Source organism: Clostridium sp. CF012 (assembly GCF_018861755.1).
Lineage (GTDB): Bacteria > Bacillota > Clostridia > Clostridiales > Clostridiaceae > Clostridium_AD.
This window is the reverse complement of the sequence record NZ_JAHLEF010000026.1, coordinates 1-16,330: the sequence shown is the minus strand read 5'-3', so window position 1 is coordinate 16,330 and position 16,330 is coordinate 1. Positions and strand designations below refer to the sequence as shown.

Sequence of the window (16,330 nt, the reverse complement as noted above, 5' to 3'; positions counted from 1 at the left end):
CCACATAGAAGCGCAGGAGGTGATTTTGTGTCTATAGAAAAAATGCATATGGTTAACTTAGTTGGGTCCATTAAAGATTTTGATAAATTAACTAAAATGTTAGCACTAGAAGGCTGTATGCAACCGGTAAGTGCACTGCAAGAAATAAACTCGTCAGACTTTGTACTAAAAACATCCACGGATAATATGGAGGCTTTAATGGATGTAAGTTATATAAGACCTTACTTATATGATAAAGAATATAATATAAGTTTAAAACATATTGAGAAGCTTGAAAAGGCCCAAAAGACCTTTGGTAGAAACCTTGAGTACGCTTACGAAATTATTTTTGATTTTGATACCATGGAAAAAAAGCTAGGGTCAGTCTATGGAGAATATGAGGTTTTAAACACGAAATTAGAGAATTTAAAAGAAAAAGAGCAATATCTTAAAAACACTTATGAGGCATTAGAATTTTTAAAGAATGTATCGCTTCCAATGGAAGATATTACTACTATGAAAAATTTCCAAATGGGGTTATACAAAGTTCCAGAGCAAAACATGCTTAAGATAAAAGCCAATTATGAAAATATTCCATCAGTGATCAAATCTGTCTATAAGGAAAAGGATTTTGTTATATTTATAGCATTTACTCCAATTCTTTTGGTAGTAGAGACGGAAAGAATTTTTAAATCTGCAAATTGTGAAAAAATCCTAGTACCTGATCATTACACTGGGGTCCCGAAAGACGTGTCATTGACAGTTCGTGCGGAAATAAATGAGGCAAAACAATCTACGGTGGAAGTTCAAAAACAACTTAACGATTTCCTAAATGAAAATTATAAAACTATAAAAAATATTCAGAACAGTTACGAATTAGAGCAAAAGTCCGGAGAAATAAAAAAAAGTGCGGCTTGTACAAATGAATTTTTTTATCTTTCTGGTTGGATACCTAAAAATTTTATGGGGAACTTTAATAAGCTACTTTCAGGTTTTGATGATAGAATATTGACCATTAAAAAGGAGCCAAATGAAAGAACTAATAAAGAGATAACTCCACCAACAATGCTTAAAAACAACAAGTTATTCAAGCCTTTTGAGAGTATGGTCGGAATGTACGGTGTTCCTAGTTATGATGAAATGGACCCCACCATGTTTTTGGCAATAACTTATACATTAATGTTTGGTGCTATGTTTGGGGATGTAGGTCAAGGATTAGTGTTGTTTTTAGGTGGTTTTTTGCTAAAGAATAAGCTAGGCAGAAATAATTTAGGCGGAGTTTTTGAAAGGATTGGGATAAGTTCTATAGTATTTGGATTTTTATATGGAAGTGTATTTGGGTCTGAAACAGTAATTCCAGCTCTTCTAATTAGACCTATGGACCATATTAATGATATATTAATTGCCGCAATAATATTCGGATGCGGTTTCTTGATTTTAGGTTTTATATTAGGAATTACTAACAGTTTAAGGCGGAAAGACCTAGAACGTGGACTTTTTGGAAAAGAAGGACTAGCGGGTTTTTTGTTTTATATTGGAGTTTTAACATTAATAGTATCTTTAGTTTATAAAAAACCATTATTACCAACAACTATTTGGATAATATATTTTATTTTCTTTTTATTATTGATATTGTTAAAACAACCACTTGCAAATATTATTTTAGGTAAAAAAATATTGTTTGAAGCTGGAGCTAAAGATTATTTTATAGAATCAAGTTTTGAGGTAGTAGAAACGCTACTATCTATGTTTTCTAATACTCTGTCATTTATAAGGGTAGGTGCTTTTGCCTTAAATCACGTTGGCTTGTTTGTTGCATTTTCTGCTATGGCTTCTATGACTAAAAATGGATTTGCTTCGGTACTAATACTGATACTTGGAAATGTAGTGATTATATGCCTTGAAGGCCTCATAGTATTTATACAAGGGTTAAGACTTGAATATTATGAATTATTCAGTAAGTATTATGAAGGTGGCGGAGTTAGCTTCGAACCTGTAAAGGTTGAATTTAAGTAGCACGTATAAAAAAATATTTATGTTAAATTTAAACAATTATCAAGTTAGTATACTTGATATTAGAAGGAGGAATAACGAATATGACTATATTATTAATGTTAACATTTTGTGTTGTTATAGCGACTATTACTTATGGAGTTGTTCAGCAAAGTAAGATAGATCTTTTAGGAAAACAAAAAATTAAAAAAGCGCTTAAAATAAATTTAGGTGTATTTATACCAGTTATGATGGGGGCTTTAATAGTAAATATTCCAAGCGTAGCCCGCGGTGCAGAGGTGGTAGCAGTGAACCCTGCTGCAGGACTTGGGTATTTAGCAGCTGGACTTTCTACAGGACTTGCAACTATTGGCGCAGGCTATGCAGTAGGTGCCGTTGGGTCTTCAGCCTTAGGTGCAGTATCTGAAGATCCAAAGATACTTGGAAAAACTCTTATCTTTGTTGGTCTTGGAGAAGGTATTGCTATATATGGACTTATTATATCTATAATGATACTTTCAAAATTATAATTTTTAGGAGATAGGCTTATGAGAAGCTATTTAATAAGTGATAATGTAGATACCTTTGTAGGTATGCAAATGGCAGGACTAGAAGGTATTATTCTTCATGAAAAAGAAGAAATAGTTAAGAAAATTGAAGAATTAAAAAAGAATCAGGCAATAGGAATAATAATAATAACAGAGAAAATTGCGGCGCTAATACCCGAGGAGGTAAGCCTCATAAAGTTGTCCAAGGAAAGACCTCTTTTGGTAGAAATTCCAGACAGGCATGGTTGGAATAAGGGTAGCGACGCTATTTTAAGATATGTTAAAGAGGCTATAGGGCTTAAGTTATAATAAGAACATGAGAATTGCAGGAGGTTTGGTTATGACCACCATCGAAGATAAGATAAGTTTGTTTTCTAAGATAATATATGACAAGGTAAATGAAGAAAAAGAAGGAAGGCTAGAAGCCTTCAGCTTAGAGGCTGAAAAAAGAATAAATATAGAAAAAGAAAAGATAGAAGTGCTTAGGCGAAACCTTCAAAGAGAAGTGACAAAAAAATCTAATATTAAAGCAAATGGTATAGTGGCAAAAGAAAGACTTAATAAGCAAAGAGAAATATTATTTCTTAAGGAAAAACTGATTAAAGAGGCCTTAGAAAATGTAGGGCAAAAGCTAGTAGAATTTGCCTCTTTATCGGAATACAAACCTTATTTTCTAAGTATATTAGAAAAGACTTTAAAGGAAATAGGTAGTGGAGAATACTACATTATAATACTCAAAAGGGATTATGAAAAATTTCAAAGCGAAATTGAGGAAGTACTCAAGGCGTATAATGATCGCGATGCCGAAATAAAGATTTCAGAAAGAGATTTTATAGGCGGAATAATACTAAAAGACATTGAAGGTAAATTTAAAATAGATAATAGTCTATATTCCAAATTAGAAGAAAGTAAAGAAATAATTGGTGTTAGAGTTATGGAAATGCTAGCTTAAGAATCAGCTGGAATTCTCATCTGTCCACTGAACTATGAATGGGAGGAAAAACATGGAAGGAAATATAATGGGAGTAAATGGTCCAGTTATAAAAGCTGAGCACATGAAGGGCTTTAAAATGAGAGAAATGGTTATGGTAGGCTATAAAAAGCTCATAGGTGAAATCATAATATTGGAAGAAGATTACGCAACTATTCAGGTTTATGAAGAAACTAGTGGGCTTAAAATAGGTGAACCTGTAATTTCTACCGGAAGTCCTCTTTCTCTTAAACTGGGACCAGGAATACTCGGAAATATATTTGACGGAATTGAAAGGCCACTAGAAAAGATAAATGAAATGTCTTATGGCTTTTTACCAGAGGGTATAGGTCTAATTTCTCTTGATGAAGAAAAACTTTGGTATGTAGATATTAACGTAGCTCTTGGAGATGAATTAAAAGAAGGCTATATATATGCAAGTGTTCAAGAAACTGAATCTATTATGCATAAAATAATGGTTCCGCCAGGGGTCTTTGGAACAGTAATAGAGGTATGTGAAAATGGAAACTACAACATAGAAACCACAGTAGTTAAATTGAAACAAGATGAAGAAATTCATGAACTTAAACTTTACCAATACTGGCCTGTAAGAAATCCAAGACCAGTAAAAGATAAAAAGACTATTTTTAAACCTCTTATTACAGGACAAAGAATAATAGACATATTCTTCCCACTGGCAAAAGGGGGTACTTGTGCCATTCCTGGAGGATTTGGTACTGGAAAGACTATAACCCAACATCAGCTTGCCAAGTGGTCTGATGCGGATATTATAGTTTATATCGGTTGCGGAGAAAGAGGAAACGAAATGACAGAAGTTCTAGAAGATTTTCCGAAACTTATAGATCCTAGAACAAACCTGCCACTTATGAATAGGACGGTGCTTATAGCTAATACATCAAATATGCCGGTAGCTGCCAGAGAAGCAAGTATTTATACAGGCATAACTATAGCAGAATATTTTAGGGATATGGGATATCACGTTGCTATAATGGCAGACTCAACTTCAAGATGGGCAGAAGCTTTACGAGAAATCTCAGGAAGACTTGAAGAGATGCCTGCTGAAGAAGGTTATCCAGCTTATCTTCCATCAAGAATTGCAGAGTTTTATGAAAGGGCAGGTTACGTAGAAAACTTAAATGGTAGCGAAGGTTCTGTTACTGTAATTGGTGCAGTTTCACCTGCTGGTGGAGACTTCTCAGAACCTGTTACTCAAAATACTAAAAGATTCGTTTCTGCCTTTTTAGGTCTTGATAAAAAGCTAGCTTATGCAAGGCATTATCCCGCAATAAACTGGCTATCTAGTTATAGCGGCTACACTTCACTTTTAAAGGACTGGTATGAGGAAAATGTGGCGGAAGACGTAATGGATTTAAGAGCAAAGATGCTTAAGCTTTTATATGAAGAAAATAAGCTTCTAGAGATAGTTAAACTTGTAGGAGAAGATGTGCTTCCGGATGCACAAAGGCTCATTATAGAGGTAGCTAAATGCCTTAAGATCGCATTTCTCCAACAAAATGCCTATAATGCTGTAGACACTTTTGTACCTTTAGATAAACAATATAAGATGCTTAAAGCTATAGAATCCTTTTATGATATGGGAGGCAAGGCAGTAAAAGCTTCCATACCAATTTCCGTTATAATGAATAAAGAATTAATGGAAAAGCTTTATAAAATGAAATACAATGTACCCAATGATAACCCAGAACTAATAGATGATTTAGAAAGAGAACTCGCAAATTATTTTGAGGGACTTGTTGAAAAATATAGATAGGTAGAAAATAATATATACCTAGGGAGATTAGTAAGGAGGTATAAAGCAGTATGAAGAAAGAATATTTAATGTTAAATAAAGTCCAAGGACCTTTAATTATACTTTCTAATGTAGAAGATGTAGCCTATGATGAAATCGTTGATATATTGGTGGAGGGAAAATATAAAAAAAAAGGTAAGGTTGTTCAAATTTATAAAGACAAGGCTATAGTGCAAGTTTTTGAAACAACAACAGGGATGTCTGTGGACAATACGTCAGTGCATTTTAAAGGTGAATCCTTTAAAATAGCTATTACAAAGGATATATTAGGTAGAGAATTTAATGGAATAGGCGATCCACGCGATAATGGTGGAGAAGTCTACTCTTCAAAAAAATATGATGTAAATGGAAGGCCTATGAACCCAGTAGCTAGAAGATACCCTAGAGACTATATACAAACAGGAATATCCTCTATAGACTGCCTTGCTACCTTAATAAGAGGGCAAAAACTTCCTATATTCTCTGGAAATGGGATGGCTCATAATGAACTAGCGGCGCAAATAGTAAGGCAAGCAAAAGTTTCTAGTGAGGTAGATGAAAAATTTTGTATAGTATTCGGAGCTATGGGTATAAAGTATGATGATGCTAACTTCTTTAAGAAAAGTTTTGAAGAAGCGGGAGTGCTGGAAAAGGTAGTTATGTTTACAAACTTAGCAGATGATCCTATAGTTGAGAGGATAATAGCTCCAAGATGTGCGCTTACGGCTGCAGAATACTTAGCTTTTGAAGAAGATATGCATGTACTTGTAATCCTTACAGATATGACTAATTATTGTGAAGCACTAAGAGAACTATCTTCCTTAAAAGAAGAAGTTCCAAGTAGAAAGGGATATCCAGGATATTTATATTCTGATTTAGCTTCACTATATGAAAGAGCTGGTATGATGAAAGGGAAAAAAGGAAGTATAACTCAAATACCAATACTCACTATGCCTAATGATGATATAACGCATCCAGTGCCAGACCTTACAGGGTTCATAACAGAAGGTCAAATTGTTTTAAGTAGAGGAATTCAGCAAAGAGACATATATCCACCAGTGAATATTTTATCCTCACTTTCTAGACTTATGAAAGATGGTATTGGTGAAGGTTTTACTCGTGAAGATCATGGAGATGCATCAAATCAAATATTTGCAGCATACTCTAGAGTACAAGATGTAATAGCCCTAGCACAAGTTATAGGAGAAGATGAGCTTTCAGAAATAGATAAGGTATATATGGACTTTGGCAGAGCTTTTGAAGAAAGATTTTTAAAACAGGACTATGATGAAAATAGGGATATGACGGAAACTTTAGATTTAGCTTGGGAGATTCTTGGTATATTGCCGAGTAATGAGCTTGATAGGGTTTCACCTAAAATTTTAGAGAAATATTATAAAGCAGTGGTGAAGTAATATGGAAACCTTCGCACCAACTAAATCTACATTAATGGCTGCTAAAAATTCTTTGGATTTTTCTGAAAAAGGCTTTGAACTATTAGATAAAAAAAGGAATGTACTTATAAGGGAAATGATGTCTTATGTATCTAAGGCACATGAACTTCAGAATCAGGTAAATATGACTTTTTCAAAGGCATATAAAGCGCTGCAATCTGCAAATATAAATTCAGGAATAACAGATATACAAGACATAGCTATGACTGTAGAAGAAGCTAAAGATTATGAGATTTTATTTAAAAGTGTTATGGGAGTAGAAGTTCCAAAAATTATTTTCGAGAGAAAAGAAATAGAACCAAAGTATGGATTTTACAGAACAAATGCCTCTATTGACGAGGCAATGCAAGAATTTAATAATGTAAAATATTTAACATATGAGCTAGCAGAAGTAGAGAATGCTGTGTACCGATTAGCCATGGAAGTTAAGAAAACTCAAAAGAGAGCCAATGCACTTCAAAATATTCAAATTCCTAAATTTGAGGAAATTGTAAAATTTGTTACAGAAGTTTTAGAAGAAAAAGAAAGAGAAGATTTTTTCAGGCTAAAAGTAGTAAAAAAGAAACATAGAAAAGAAGATTAGTAGTTAAATTTAATAAAAGAATATTCAAATTATTCTAAATGTGCTATAATGAATTTAGAAAAGGAGGATAAAACAGGAAAATTAAAAGAGAGTTTATGGACAATAAATTAAATGCTAAAGTGTTTAAAAGTTTTAAGTTAAATTACTGTTTAGTTTTAAATAATATATGAGAAATATATAATTAAGAACAACATTTTAAATAAATAATAAGAGGTGGAATATGGAAGAATACAGAGGCTATGTAATAGAAGTTTTTGAAAATAATGAAAAAGAATATCCATTTAAGGCAATAGCTAGAAAAGAAGAAGAGGAAATAAAACATAAAGGACATAGCAAACTACAGGCCATTGATCTTGTTAAAGGAACAATTAATTTAGCTTTAGCTCGAATTAATAAATAATAAATATTTAGTGTTTTTATAAGTATTTTGAAGAAAAGTATTGCAAATAGATAATAGATATGTTATTCTAAATGAGTTGAGATTGCAAAATCATCAGCACCAAGATTTAATATGATTTAAACATTACCTTTTTAGGCATATAAAGTAAATCAGCTCTTAAATCTTAATATAATTAAAAAGGAGAAATGTTTAAATGGCAGATAAAACTATTGTATGTAAAGATTGTTCACAAGAATTCGTATTCACTGAGGGTGAACAGGAATTTTACAAAGAAAAAGGATTCGAAAATGAACCACAAAGATGTCCTGATTGTAGAAGAGCTAAAAAACAACAAAACAATAGAGGATTTCAAAGATAATATTATCTAATAAAAAATACCTGTAGGGATTAATTCCTACAGGTTTTTATTTTGCAAAAATAGATTGTATAATTTTCATGGAAGCATGATATAGTATATTATAGATGTGGCGAAAAAATAACAAGGGAAATATGCCGAGGGAAAAGGAGTGACAATCATATGAAAAAAATTAAAGTACATAATGATGGTTTGGATAAAATTAAAATGAGTAACGTTATAATACCTAAAATTGAACATATTCATGGAGGAACCTATGAGGGAGAAAGATTTGAGGGCGTAAAAAGTGGGCAAGGGACTTTTACTTATACGGATGGAAGTAAATATGTAGGTCAATGGAGTAATAATCAAATGCACGGTGAGGGAACCCTTATTTTTTCAGGGGGAGAAAGATATGTAGGACAGTGGAGTAATGATGAAAAACATGGAAGTGGAATATATAGCTGGCCAGATGGTGAAAAATATACAGGTGATTGGGTGAATGGTGAAAAATCTGGTCAAGGCATTTGTAGTTGGCCAGATGGAGATACTTATATAGGCGACTGGAAAGATGGACTTAGGCATGGCGAAGGGATCCATACTTGGTCCCAGGGAGATAAATATATAGGCCAGTGGCAAAATGATGAAAGAGAAGGTCAAGGGATGTACATATACGCTGATGGAGAAATAGTCATGGGGTTATCTAAAAACAACCAATTGATAAGGTAAAACCCATTGCTATATTGTACTATAAGATTGTGAGACTTTAGCTTTTATGCTAAAGTCTCCTATTTATTCAACGAATATTATAATATGTGAAAAATGCTAAAGGGTAGGTTGGGTAATATGAAACAATGGTATGGAAAAACAATGACAAAAGTAGTGAAAATTTTAGATTCAGACATTAGTTTGGGGTTAACTGAAAATAAAATTAAACATATGAGGGAAACTTATGGCGAAAACCTTATATTAAAGCCCAAAATTGAAAGCCTTTTAACTTTGATTATTGGCGAGATAAGACAATTATGGATGGTTGTATCATTCATTTTTATAGCTATGTTAGTCTACAACAAGTTACCTATTATAGCATGTGTTGTAGCTTTATTAATGATAATTAGTGTTATATTGTTAATTAATGGAGACTACAGTGGTGAAAAAAGCTTAATGGCAATTGATAATTTAAATACAGCTTTTTCTTATGTATTGCGAAATGGAAAAAGATGCAAAATAGCTTGTGAAGAAATAGTAGTTGGAGATATGTTTTTTTTAGAAAAAGGTAATTATGTGGCAGCTGATGTTAGGATAATAGAATGCGAAGATCTCAAGGTAAGAGAAGTTGCTGTAACCGGTGAAAAATATGAAGTGGAAAAATACTCTATGAAGATAGATGAAGGAGTAATGAATCTTTCTCAAATAAAGAATATGGTTTTTAAATCATCTGTTGTCACTGAAGGATCTGGATTAGGTATAGTTATTGCTACGGGAATGAATACGCAAATTGGTAAAATTGCAAGTGCATTAATGGAATACAAAAATGATAATAGGGTTTTTACTAAAAGTTTAAATAAAATTGCAAATAATGCAGCTCTTATTACTATAATAGCGGGTGCAATAACTTTACTATTTACACTATCCAATAAATTTTTAGTCCAGGAAATGATAACTTCTCTTATATATGTTTTTATGACATTTTATTCTCCAATTTATATTATAATATTATTTCTTTTTCTTAATATTACATTCCATGGATTTAAGAAGAAGAATATATACATAAACAGTATTTCTGCTATATATTTTCTCGGGAATATTACTACAATATTTACAAAAAAGATTGGTTGTATTTCGGAGAATATACTTATCTTTAGACAAGTGTATTGTGACAATATGCTTGTTGATGTGCAAAAACAAACAATTATTATGGATGATAATATGGAAAGAATAATCAGTATAGCATTACTTTGCAATGATGCTAAACTCTCCATTGAAGGGAAGTCCTATAGGGGCAATGATAATTCTATTGAGAACTTAGCAGAATATGCAATTCTTGAATTTTGCGATGAAAATTTTCCAGGAAAAACTCTACTAGAAAGTAAACAAAAAAGAGTTTTTAAAATACCCTATGATTCTGATAGGCTGATAAAAACTGTTGTAAATAAGATCGAGGATAGATATAGAGCTAATGTATCAGGGAGTCTTGATAGTCTATTAAATAAATGTACTCATATTTTAATTAATGGGGTAGAAAAAGAAATTAAAGAAAACGATATTGAAAGCATTATAAATGTTCATATAGGGATGTCTAATAGTGCTTATAATGTTATATCCTTTGGATATAGGAATTTCAATTATGAACCTAGCATTGATGAAAATATTGAAAGTAATTTAGTTTTTGTTGGTCTAATGAGCTTTGAGAATCCTATAAAAAATAGTTCCTATGCAGCAGTAGAAAGCTGTGTGGACACAAACATTAGGCTTATTATAGATGAAGAAGATAATAAACTAGCTTGTTTAGCTTTTGGAAGACAAATAGGGCTTACCCATAAAAAAGAAGAAATTTTATCAGGTATAGAAATAGATTATATGGACAAAGAAGAATTTGAAAAAAATATTGAGGGCGTTAGCATCTTCTCTAAAATTTCTACTAAACATAAAGGTGAGATTGTGAACTGCCTAAATTATAAAGGCTATTCTATAGCGTCAGTAGGGGATAGGTTAACTGATTTGGAATACCTTTCTAATTCCAGCATATCCATTTCAACAGGAAATGAATGTAGTAATGTAGTAAGAAAACTATCAAGCTTATTTTTACAAGAAAATGATTTAAGTGAAATAACTAATTTAGTTCATCATAGTAAAAAGATTATTAACTACATAAGTGAATTTGTCTTATTTCTTAGTGTGGCTGGGCTCAGTGAAATCCTTATTATATTACTGTGTTTAATTACTAGGGGGAGCATGCCATTTACACTTATTGAAATTGTATATTTGAATTTTATAATTATGCCTTGCACTGGGCTTTCGATTCTATTGCAAAATAGGAATACTAATCAAGCCATGAAAAATATTAATTATAAGTATGTAAAAAAAGTTTCTATAAAAAGTTCATTCATAATTAGTATAATATATTTTTTAATTTTGGATTTAGTAGGTGAGTTTGATATTAGTAGCACAGCTCCTATTGGTTTTATTATTTTTATTTTATACCAAAATCTATTCGCTACAACCCTAATATATGAAAAACATTTTTCGAAAAATAAAATTTCTTTTAGTTTGATGATTATAAATTTACTATTGCAGTGTATATTTGTTTTCATGTATTTTGTTAATGTGCTTAATTAATGTGATAAAAATAACAAGTGTGACAAAAGGTTTCTAGGTCAGCTCAAGAAATGAAAAACAAGTAAAAATACCCTGATTAATTTGAATATTTATTGGATAAAATAAAATTGTGGAGGTGTGAAAATGCTTGAAAATATATTTGAAACAAAGGTAATAGGAAGTAACACGATTTTTTTAGATATACCAGAAGGAGAATATTATACTAATTATAATAATTTATCCGAAAGTGCGGCACAGGAAATTACTTATAATTATTTTAAAATAAGAAATAAAACTGGAATACCTCATGTAAAACATATTCATGCAATTCCTAATATCCACAATGTTGAGATTATAATAGAAATAGAAAAGGATGGAACAAATTAACATGTTCTTTTTAATAAATAAATTTTCAAGTACTACAGTATATTATGGCTAGACCCTTAGTGTATTATGCAGTATCAATTTTTATGGGATGCTTTATTTTTTTTATCACAATTAATAGTCCTATTTTAGGTGCAGTCATAGCTGCATCTTTTTTAGCTGTTATGTATTTTACAACAGATAAAAAATTTTTTTATCTGATAGTCTGTTTTTTTATAACTTCTGCTATAAACTATTATTCTTATTTTAATATTAACTTACCAAGTGCGCAAAGATTAAAAGTGAGAATTTCAGACAAAAGTAATTATTATTGCTATGCAAAAGCGAGTAATAAGAAAATTATTTTGGAAGGTAATATTTTTAAATTAACTGAAGGAAGAAATGTTTGGATAAGTGGAAATTTTAAAAAAATACCAGTGTATGAAAGAGGCATAGTTGGAAGCTATATAGTTAATGACTATAAGATATGTAATGAGGATTTAATATCAAGGATTGAAAGCTTTAGAAGGGACTTATACGAGAAATTTTTAGTAATACTCGGAAAGGAAAAAACTGCATTAGTTATGGCTGTATGTTTCGGAGACAGCGGCTTTATTGAAAAAGCACAAAAGGAGGACTTTAAAAAATTAGGCATCAGTCATGTTATAAGTGTATCAGGACTACATATGTCAATAGTATATAAAGCCTTAGAAATTATTATTGGTTATAAAGTTGCTCTCTTATTTTCTTTTACATATATGATATTTACAGGGGGGCAAGCTTCTACTATAAGAGCTTTTATAATGATTTTTATATTAAAAATATCAAGTAAAGTTTATAAAAAATACGATAGTCTTTCCTCTATCAGCCTAGCTGCAATAATACTATTGTTATTTAGGCCTTTCTATATTCTTGATATTGGGTTTATGCTTTCCTTTCTCTGTGTTCTTGGAATTATATTGTTTAATGTGAAAATAAAAAAGGTGTTCTATAAACTGCCCGCCACTTTAAATGAATCTTTTAGTTTAAGTATAAGTTCTCAAATATTTTCATTGCCCTATGCAGTTTTTGCACTGAAAACTTTTAGTTTAGGCTTTCTTTTTAGCAACTTATTATTATTACCTTTTTATACAGTAGTTGTGGTTTTAGGTAATATAGGGCTGGTCCTCAGTGGATTTCATTGGTTGCTTAATTTAGTGAATTATGGGTTGTATACAGTTTTAACAATTATAGAATTTATTCAAAAGATCCTAGGCATAATGTTGCCAGGAATAATTTACGTTTCTTATATAGAGAGTTTAGTTGTATTTGGGCTATATCTATGCTATCTTGGAGTTAAAAGTGGATATATACAATTTAAGTACCTTCCCTTATGTGTTATTTTTGTTTTTGCATATCAAAATTATAAAGTTTTTCCAGAGATTAGCTATATAAATGTAAATAACAATGATATAGTTTTAGTACAATATAGAAGGGATACAATTGCAGTAACCACAGGTAATATCAATGTTGGGGATTTAAAAGTGCATGTAGAAGCAGAAAAAGTTCTTCAAGGTTACCAGGGAGACTCAACTATGAACCTTTCTGGTAGCAGTATTATTAGGTTAATTAGTCATGGTAATAAATTAGAAGCACAAGTATGCTTTTTAGAAAACTCAAATATAAAACCTAATCTGGAGGTTTTTAATGATAAACTGGTATTTAATAGTACTGGTAGTGAAATTGTAGCATACAAAAACATTATTAAACTAAAAAAGGATGAAACTTATGTACCTACAGGTACAATAATAAATAAATATATAATTATAGGAAATAAAATTTTAAAATTTTAACAGGGGTTGGTGGGAATATTTTGATTAATTTTACGGATTTAGAGAAAAAGTTAAAGAAAAATGAATTAGATAATTGTTATGTATTTTGTGGGTCGGATGAAAAATTAATAAAACACCATGTTAAATTTGTAACGGATAGGGTATTAAAAAGTGATTTTGTGGATTTGAATTATTCAAAATTTGATGGTAATAAAGCTGATTTTGAGACGATTATTGATGCCTGTGAAACCATGCCCTTTATGAGTGAAAAAAAAGTAGTGGTTGTATATAGAGCATCATTTTTAGATGATAGTGGCGGAAGTAAAACATCAGGGGATTTGAAAAGTGAGAACTTCCACTTGTTAAACGAATATTTGAACAATCCCGCGCCTCATTGTGTTTTAATTGTATATTATGTGTTTTCAAGTGACAGAGAGAAACCAAGTAATAAAATTAAAAAATTAGACAAAAAAGCCTGTGTTATAAAAGTTGATAAATTAAAAGGCGAAGTCCTTCAAAAAAAATGTAGGGATTTATTTGAAGCTGCGGGTAGCAAAATAGGAAAATCAGAACTTACACTATTTTGTAGCCAAGTAGACAATAATATGGACATTATAATTAACGAAGTAGAAAAATTAGTTTCTTATGCAGAGGGAAGAGATATTACAAAAGATGATATTTTTGCTATGATGCCCCAAAAGAGTGATAATGATATCTTTAATTTAGTAGATTATTTGTCTCAGAAAAATATTAAGAGAGCTCTAGATATTTTAAATGAGCTTATTTATAAGGGAGAGAAGATTCCACTCATACTATTTATGATAGCGAGGCAATTCAACCTTTTATTTAATATTAAATTAGGTATTGAAAGCGGGAAATCAAAAGAAATTTTGGCAAGTGAGTTAAAGCTTCATCCTTATATCTGTGAAAAAATGATATCGCAGAGTATGAAGTTTACTTTGAAAGGGCTAAAGAAAAATATTGAATTATGTGTTGATACGGAAAAAACACTGAAAAGTACGTCCACTGATAATAAGATAAATATTGAGGTCTTTATGATAAAGACTGTTATGTAACAAAAAAATAAAAACCGGTGGACATCACCGGTTGTTTATTATGCAGTTAAACTTAAGTTGTTTAACTTCGCTGCTAGTCTTGACTTTCTTCTTGCTGCTTTATTGATGTGAAGTATTCCCTTTGTTACAGCCATATCTAAAGCTTTAACCACGTTTGCATATGTAACCTTAGCTTCTTCAACATTGCCAGTAACGACAGCTGTTTCGAATTTCTTTATCTTAGTTTTTAAAGCAGATTTAATCATTGTATTTCTTAAAGTCTTAACTTCAGTAACTTTAATTCTCTTTTTTGCTGACTTGATATTTGCCATTTAATTTTCACCCCCCTTTGTATTTAATCCGTATCAGCAGTTTTGGGGAAAACTGCATACGAGTCTATTTATTAGACAATAGACAACTGATATTATAGCATTAAAATTAAAGCACTTCAAGTGAAATTTATCCTATATATAGAAATTTTAATTTAATGTTAAATTTTATAGAAATGTAAAATTAAATAAATATTTTTATAAGAATAGGAAAACACTATTAGGAAAAGCTAATATTAAAAATTTAGTTGAGGTGAAATTATGATAAGCATAAGAACAGACTTAGCAGTTGAAGCTAAAGAGATATACAGTGCAGAAAGCAATGGACAGATGCAAGGTGTTGATGTAGAGGAGTATAACGAGGGCGATATTAAAATTACGAATGTAAAAATAGTTAGCGATGTTGGAGAAAAAATGATGGGAAAACCAAAGGGTACATATATAACTATTGATATTCCAGAATTTGTTCACTATGATGGCGAGGCTATGGACAGGGTAAGTATTGTAATGGGAAAGGTATTGAAGCCCTTAATTAAATTAGAAGATAGTATGACGGCCCTTGTGGTTGGGCTTGGTAATTGGAATGTTACTCCTGATGCTATTGGCCCCAAAGTTGTATCGAAAATAATGGTGACTAGGCACTTAAAACAATTAGTGCCGGATTCAATAGATGAAGGTATAAGGCCAGTATGTGCTTTATCACCTGGTGTACTAGGAATAACTGGTATGGAAACAGGCGAAATTATAAGAGGTGTGGTTGAAAAAATTAAACCCAATTTAGTAATTTGTATTGATGCATTAGCTTCTAGGAAAATGGATAGGGTGAATAGAACTATACAAATAGGGACTTCTGGAATTTCTCCGGGAGCTGGAATAGGAAATCGGAGGATGCAAATAAACGAGCAAACTCTAGGAGTGCCTGTTATTGCTATTGGGGTTCCAACAGTTGTGGATGCAGCAACACTAGCCAATGATACAATTGACTTAGTACTTGATGAGATGATTAGAACCGCAAATTCAGGGGGAGAATTTTACAATATGCTAAAATCCATTGATAAGGAAGAAAAGCAAAAGATGATAACTGAGATATTAAATCCATATGTTGGTAATCTTGTAGTTACACCAAAGGAAATTGATATGGTTATAAATTCTCTTTCTAAAATTATTGCAAACGGCCTTAATATAGCCTTGCAGCCAGCACTGAACCTTGAGGACATAAATAAGTTCTTGAACTAGTAATAAATTTTTATATTCCCTCATATATATTGTAAAAGATAGTGTTAACTGACTTATGGAAAAACCTAATTGGTAATAATAGGAATTAGATTGCATCTTTGAAAAATAAAGCCTTTGTCTTTCTATCCTTAAACTTATGGAAGTTAAT

16 protein-coding genes are annotated in these 16,330 nt (G+C 31.2%); 15 read left to right on the top strand and 1 reads right to left on the bottom strand.

Features of this window, described 5'->3' with window-relative positions:
- The first annotated feature begins 27 nt into the window (after positions 1 to 27).
- The 14 genes from KPL50_RS18675 to holA all read left to right on the top strand — a co-directional run bounded on the left by KPL50_RS18675 (position 28) and on the right by holA (position 14,638).
- On the top strand, positions 28 to 1,995 hold the full coding sequence (locus tag KPL50_RS18675) for a V-type ATP synthase subunit I (protein WP_216300059.1): 1,968 nt from the start codon (positions 28 to 30) through the stop codon (positions 1,993 to 1,995).
- An 80-nt stretch (positions 1,996 to 2,075) separates the two neighbouring features.
- Positions 2,076 to 2,501, top strand: a complete 426-nt coding sequence (locus KPL50_RS18670; protein WP_216300058.1) for an ATP synthase subunit C — start codon at positions 2,076 to 2,078, stop codon at positions 2,499 to 2,501.
- Between the two features lie 18 nt (positions 2,502 to 2,519).
- Complete coding sequence (locus KPL50_RS18665; RefSeq protein WP_216300057.1) at positions 2,520 to 2,828, top strand: V-type ATP synthase subunit F; 309 nt, start codon at positions 2,520 to 2,522, stop codon at positions 2,826 to 2,828.
- Between the two features lie 31 nt (positions 2,829 to 2,859).
- Positions 2,860 to 3,471, top strand: coding sequence for a V-type ATP synthase subunit E (locus KPL50_RS18660; protein ID WP_216300056.1), 612 nt, complete (start codon positions 2,860 to 2,862; stop codon positions 3,469 to 3,471).
- A gap of 52 nt (positions 3,472 to 3,523) precedes the next feature.
- The gene (locus tag KPL50_RS18655) at positions 3,524 to 5,281 is read left to right on the top strand and encodes a V-type ATP synthase subunit A (RefSeq protein ID WP_216300055.1); all 1,758 of its coding nucleotides are present in this window, start codon (positions 3,524 to 3,526) and stop codon (positions 5,279 to 5,281) included.
- Between the two features lie 50 nt (positions 5,282 to 5,331).
- Positions 5,332 to 6,714: a V-type ATP synthase subunit B gene (locus KPL50_RS18650; RefSeq protein WP_216300054.1), complete on the top strand. Its 1,383-nt coding sequence runs from the start codon at positions 5,332 to 5,334 to the stop codon at positions 6,712 to 6,714.
- Position 6,715: 1 nt separating this feature from the next.
- Positions 6,716 to 7,336, top strand: a complete 621-nt coding sequence (locus tag KPL50_RS18645; protein WP_216300053.1) for a V-type ATP synthase subunit D — start codon at positions 6,716 to 6,718, stop codon at positions 7,334 to 7,336.
- A gap of 220 nt (positions 7,337 to 7,556) precedes the next feature.
- Entirely contained in the window at positions 7,557 to 7,736 is a 180-nt protein-coding gene (locus KPL50_RS18640; protein ID WP_216300052.1) for a hypothetical protein, read from the top strand.
- A gap of 193 nt (positions 7,737 to 7,929) precedes the next feature.
- Positions 7,930 to 8,094, top strand: a complete 165-nt coding sequence (locus KPL50_RS18635; RefSeq protein WP_165413721.1) for a zinc-ribbon domain-containing protein — start codon at positions 7,930 to 7,932, stop codon at positions 8,092 to 8,094.
- Between the two features lie 159 nt (positions 8,095 to 8,253).
- Positions 8,254 to 8,799, top strand: coding sequence for an MORN repeat-containing protein (locus KPL50_RS18630; RefSeq protein WP_216300051.1), 546 nt, complete (start codon positions 8,254 to 8,256; stop codon positions 8,797 to 8,799).
- Positions 8,800 to 8,916: 117 nt separating this feature from the next.
- A complete protein-coding gene (locus tag KPL50_RS18625) occupies positions 8,917 to 11,409 on the top strand; it encodes a cation-transporting P-type ATPase (protein ID WP_216300050.1) in 2,493 nt (830 codons plus the stop codon).
- 123 nt (positions 11,410 to 11,532) lie between these two features.
- Complete coding sequence (locus KPL50_RS18620) at positions 11,533 to 11,775, top strand: hypothetical protein (RefSeq protein ID WP_216300049.1); 243 nt, start codon at positions 11,533 to 11,535, stop codon at positions 11,773 to 11,775.
- Positions 11,776 to 11,819: 44 nt separating this feature from the next.
- Positions 11,820 to 13,583: a ComEC/Rec2 family competence protein gene (locus KPL50_RS18615; RefSeq protein WP_216300048.1), complete on the top strand. Its 1,764-nt coding sequence runs from the start codon at positions 11,820 to 11,822 to the stop codon at positions 13,581 to 13,583.
- 20 nt (positions 13,584 to 13,603) lie between these two features.
- The gene (holA, locus tag KPL50_RS18610) at positions 13,604 to 14,638 is read left to right on the top strand and encodes a DNA polymerase III subunit delta (protein ID WP_216300047.1); all 1,035 of its coding nucleotides are present in this window, start codon (positions 13,604 to 13,606) and stop codon (positions 14,636 to 14,638) included.
- A 38-nt stretch (positions 14,639 to 14,676) separates the two neighbouring features.
- Here holA and rpsT read toward each other — a convergent pair whose 3' ends face one another.
- The gene (gene rpsT / locus KPL50_RS18605; protein WP_164955963.1) at positions 14,677 to 14,949 is read right to left on the bottom strand and encodes a 30S ribosomal protein S20; all 273 of its coding nucleotides are present in this window, start codon (positions 14,947 to 14,949) and stop codon (positions 14,677 to 14,679) included.
- A gap of 258 nt (positions 14,950 to 15,207) precedes the next feature.
- On the opposite strand from rpsT, the gene gpr reads away from it, so the two are divergent.
- Positions 15,208 to 16,182, top strand: a complete 975-nt coding sequence (gpr, locus tag KPL50_RS18600; RefSeq protein ID WP_216300046.1) for a GPR endopeptidase — start codon at positions 15,208 to 15,210, stop codon at positions 16,180 to 16,182.
- The last annotated feature ends 148 nt before the right edge of the window (positions 16,183 to 16,330 follow it).